Annotated in this window: 5 protein-coding genes; 2 read left to right on the plus strand and 3 right to left on the minus strand. The window is 65.7% G+C overall.

What is annotated here, in order from left to right; all coding sequences use genetic code 11:
• On the minus strand, positions 1 to 336 hold a 336-nt coding region (locus EOA28_RS27255; RefSeq protein ID WP_148670874.1), incomplete at its 3' end, for an ABC transporter substrate-binding protein.
• Positions 333 to 935, minus strand: coding sequence for an ANTAR domain-containing response regulator (locus EOA28_RS27260; protein WP_042638220.1), 603 nt, complete (start codon positions 933 to 935; stop codon positions 333 to 335). The genes EOA28_RS27260 and EOA28_RS27255, both read right to left, overlap by 4 nt.
• Positions 936 to 1,081: 146 nt before the next feature.
• Between EOA28_RS27260 and EOA28_RS27265 the strand changes: the two genes are divergently transcribed.
• Positions 1,082 to 1,804, plus strand: coding sequence for a Crp/Fnr family transcriptional regulator (locus tag EOA28_RS27265; RefSeq protein ID WP_348527704.1), 723 nt, complete (start codon positions 1,082 to 1,084; stop codon positions 1,802 to 1,804).
• Between the two features lie 79 nt (positions 1,805 to 1,883).
• On the opposite strand, the gene EOA28_RS27270 is transcribed toward EOA28_RS27265, so the two are convergent.
• On the minus strand, positions 1,884 to 2,270 hold the full coding sequence (locus tag EOA28_RS27270; RefSeq protein WP_245463381.1) for a hemerythrin domain-containing protein: 387 nt from the start codon (positions 2,268 to 2,270) through the stop codon (positions 1,884 to 1,886).
• A gap of 278 nt (positions 2,271 to 2,548) precedes the next feature.
• On the opposite strand from EOA28_RS27270, the gene EOA28_RS27275 reads away from it, so the two are divergent.
• On the plus strand, positions 2,549 to 4,012 hold a 1,464-nt coding region (locus EOA28_RS27275), incomplete at its 3' end, for an ATP-binding cassette domain-containing protein (RefSeq protein ID WP_128315472.1).

Below are 4,012 nucleotides of genomic sequence, written 5' to 3' on the forward strand. Positions count from 1 at the left end.
GAGGTCGGGCGCGGCCCCTGGCGTCGCCATGCCGTCCCAAACCGCGTTGGACACGGTGATGCAGTTGCCGCCGAGCCCGAGCGAGAAGGGCACGATGGTCTCCGAGGCAAGCGGCGTGAGGCCGAGGCTGCAGGCGAGCGGCATCGGCCCCAGCATATGGGCGACGTCGAAATGGCCGATGGCGATGCGGTCGCGGATGTTGGCCCAGGAGGTCTCACGCTGCAGCTTGAGCTCGATGCCCTCGCGGGCGGCAAAGCCCATCTCGCCGGCCACGACCAGAACGGCGCTGTCGAAGAGCGGCATGAAGCCGGCGGTGATTTCGTGCGCCATGCTCATTCGCCCTCCAGCGGTCCCAGCAAGCCCGCCGCGGTCACCAGGCTCTGGGCGATCTCGGCGATCTTGCGGTTCTGGTTCATGGCGGTCTTGCGCAGAAGCGTGTAGGCAGCCTCCTCGCTCAAGCCCCGCGACTTCATCAATATGCCCTTGGCCCGGTCGATGACCTTGCGGTTCTCCAGCTCGCTGCGCGCCTCCTCCAATTCGCGCGCCATGCGCGAGAAGGCGTTGAAGCGGCTGATCGCCATGTCGAGGATCGGCTTGATGCGTTCCTTCTTCAGCCCGTCGACGACATAGGCGGACACGCCCGCATCGACCGCAGCCTCGATCGAGGCCTGGTCGGAGCGGTCGACGAACATGGCGATCGGCCGCTTCACCGCGCGCGACAGCTGGAACATGTTCTCCAGCATGTCGCGGTTGGGATTTTCCAGATCGATGACGATGACGTCCGGCTCGATCTCGGCGATGCGCCGGGCAATGCCGGCCACGTCATGGATCACCGTGACATGGCGATGGCCTGCGTCCCGCAACCCGGCCTCGATGATCGAGGCGCGGATGCGGTTCTCGTCGATAACAAGGATGGTCAACGAACCGGTGGACATGCGCCTATTGTGCAGGCGGCCCGCAATTGTGCAATGCGGCGATCGACGGATTGGTTTCCATCCGATCCTCGAGGCACGGGCTGCGACGCTTTCGCGTTTCGGCCTGCGTTGCCGGTGAAGGGCGGGAACACTATAGATGTTCCATCGTGCGCGAAGATATTCACACGACAGGCGTCCCGGTACTCTGCGTTTCATGCGAGGCGCGGCATCGTGGCATATGTGGCGCGCTCAACGCCGGGCAGCTCGTCGATCTTGCCAAATCGACGAAGCGGCACAAGGCCGAGGCCGGCAAGGAACTGGTCGGCGATTCCAGGAGCGTCGAGCGTTTCTCGAACGTGCTTTCAGGCGTCGTGAAGCTGACCAAGACGCTTTCCGACGGCCGCCAGCAGATTGTCGGCCTGCAATTCGCTCCCGATTTCCTCGGCAGGCCGTTCCAGAGCGAGAGCACTCTCAGCGCCGAGGCGGCGACAGACGTCGAACTATGCTCGTTCCCGCGCCAGGCGCTGGAGCGCATGATAAAGGAGCAGCCCAACCTTGAGCATCGCCTGCTCGAACAGAAGCTGCGCGAGCTTGACCAGGCGCGCGACTGGATGGTGGCGCTCGGCCGCAAGACGGCCTCCGAGAAGATATCGAGCTTCCTTCTGATGATCGCGCGCAACATCGACCCCGCCGCCGGGCCGGAGCGGCGCGGCGCCGCTTTCGATCTGCCGTTGTCGCGCGCGGAGATCGCGGATTTCCTGGGTCTCACCGTCGAGACGGTAAGCCGGCAGATCACCCGGCTGCGGGGCGAGGGCGTCATCCGCGTCGAAAACAACCGCTACGTCATCGTCGACGACATCGGGCGCCTGGCCGCGCGGGCCGGAGACTGATCCCCGGGGCGTTCGTTTAGAGCAATTCCAGGAAAAGTGCATAGCGGTTTTCCGTCCGGAATTGCGTAAAGACAAATACTTACTGATTGCGGAGAACCTTCGGCAGCACGTGGTCGCGCTCAAAGGCAATGTGGCGGCGCAACGATTCGAAGAAGGCGCGCAGCATATAGCCGAACGCCTCGGGATTTTCGATCTGCCGCCCGTGGCCATAGGCCAGCAGCGCCTCGCTGAGATCCGCCGCCGCGCTTTCATCCTCCAGGTGCTCGAGCTTCAGTCGCGCGACAGTGTCTTCCTCGCCCGTCTGCCGCACGAAGGCAGGGAAGACGACCTCTTCCTCGAAGCGTTGGCACTCGCGCAGCAGCGGCAAGAGGTCGGCCGCCACGGCCAGGCACTGGAGCCGATCGACGCGCGACGGCAGGTCGTCGGCGATGCCTTCGAGCATGTGGCAGAGCGCGAGCTTCTGCATATGCGCCCGCCGCATATCTGCCGGGCTGTGCAGCGGCTCCGGCTCGGCGCTCGTCATGACAGCTTCCTCCGTCACGCCCGGGCTCAAGGCGGGTTGCTGCTCGACGGCAACAGGATCGGGAACATCGCCAGCCCACCGTGGCGATTACCGTCGCGACGCCGTGGAAGAAAGTCGGACATGGAGCATCCTTTCTGGACATCGCCTCATAGCGCGACACGAATGCTGGGGACTTGACCTGAATCAACTCATGTCCTCCTCGCCTGTGCGAGAAGCGGGCCATGAAAACGCAGGTCGTTCCCGCACCGGTTCCTGATTCCGCCGCCGCGACGCCCGGTACCTTTCAGTCGCTTTCCGCCGCCGAGGGATTGGCAAGGCGTGGATTGCGCGGTCTTCTCGCCTTGCAGGCGGTCCGCACCGTGCTCAGGCTCGGCTTCGCCGCGACGGCGGCGATGGCCGCCGGCCGGCTCGTGATGGGCGAGACGGTCGATCCATGGCTCGTCGCCGGGATGATCGCGCTGCTCGCGGCCACATGCCTCGCCGGATTCGCCGCCGAAAGGATGCAGGCTTCCGCGGAAAACGCCATGTCGACGCGACTGCGGGCGCTCGCGAGCGAGCGACTGGGCAAGATGCCGGCGCGGCAGCTGCAGTCGCTCTCGACAGGGGCCTTGATCGTCTCGATGCAGCGCCATCCGGAGGCGATCGCCGCACTGGTGGTGGGCCATCGTGCCGCCACGGCCATGATGGCGGCCGGGCCATTGCTCGCTGCCATCGCGCTTTGCTTCGTCTCCTGGCAGGCCGCGCTGCTGGTCATCTGCCTGACGCCGGTCATGATCCTGTTCTTCGCGCTGGTGGGCAATGCGATCCGCCGGCGCGCCGACGCCCAGGAGTGTGCCTTCGGCCGGCTGGCGGGCCAGTTCGCCGACCGCGTCCGCACGCTGCCCACAATTCTTGCCAACCACGCGACGGCAAGCGAGGAGGCAAAACTCGGCCATCGCCTGGAGGGCTACGCGGGCGAGACGATCGGTCTGCTGCGTATAGCCTTTGCCAATGCCGGGATCATCGACTTCTTCGCCTCGCTCTCGATTGCGATCCTCGCCATCCTCCTCGGCCTGGGGCACCTGAAGCTTGCGACGATCCCCGGCTTCTCCAATCTCGAGCTCTGGCAGAGCCTGTTCATCCTGATGATCGCGCCGGAATATTTCGCACCATTCCGCCGCTTCTCGGAGCAGTACCATGCCAAGGCGGAAGGGTTGGCGGCTGCCACCGCGCTGGACCGGCTGCTCGGCGCCGAACCGATCGCGTCGACGACCTTGCCGGTGCTCGACCGGTTGCGCCTGACATTGCCTGCACATGGCCTCGTCGCCATCGTCGGTCCGAGCGGATCGGGCAAATCGAAGCTTCTGCGCCGTCTCGCCGGGCTCGAGCCGGGCGCCATGCCGACGCCGGGAACCCGTCCGCTGGCCGCTGGGGAGATCGCCTGGGTTTCGACGGATGCCTACGTGCCCGAAGGAACGTTGTCGGAGGCTATTTCGTGGAATGGCGGCGCGCTGGATCGGAGCCGGCTGGAAAATGCCGCGCGCGCGATCGGGCTGCTCGACGACGCCCTGCTGCCGGGCGGTCTCGATGCAAGGCTGGACAAGGGCGGCGCCAATCTTTCGGGCGGCCAGCGGCTTCGCATCGCCATCGCCCGCGCGCAACTTTTCGGACGGACCGTGCTGGCCGACGAGCCGACGGCAAAACTC

The sequence above is a fragment of the Mesorhizobium sp. M2A.F.Ca.ET.067.02.1.1 genome, from assembly GCF_004023285.1.
Lineage (GTDB): Bacteria > Pseudomonadota > Alphaproteobacteria > Rhizobiales > Rhizobiaceae > Mesorhizobium.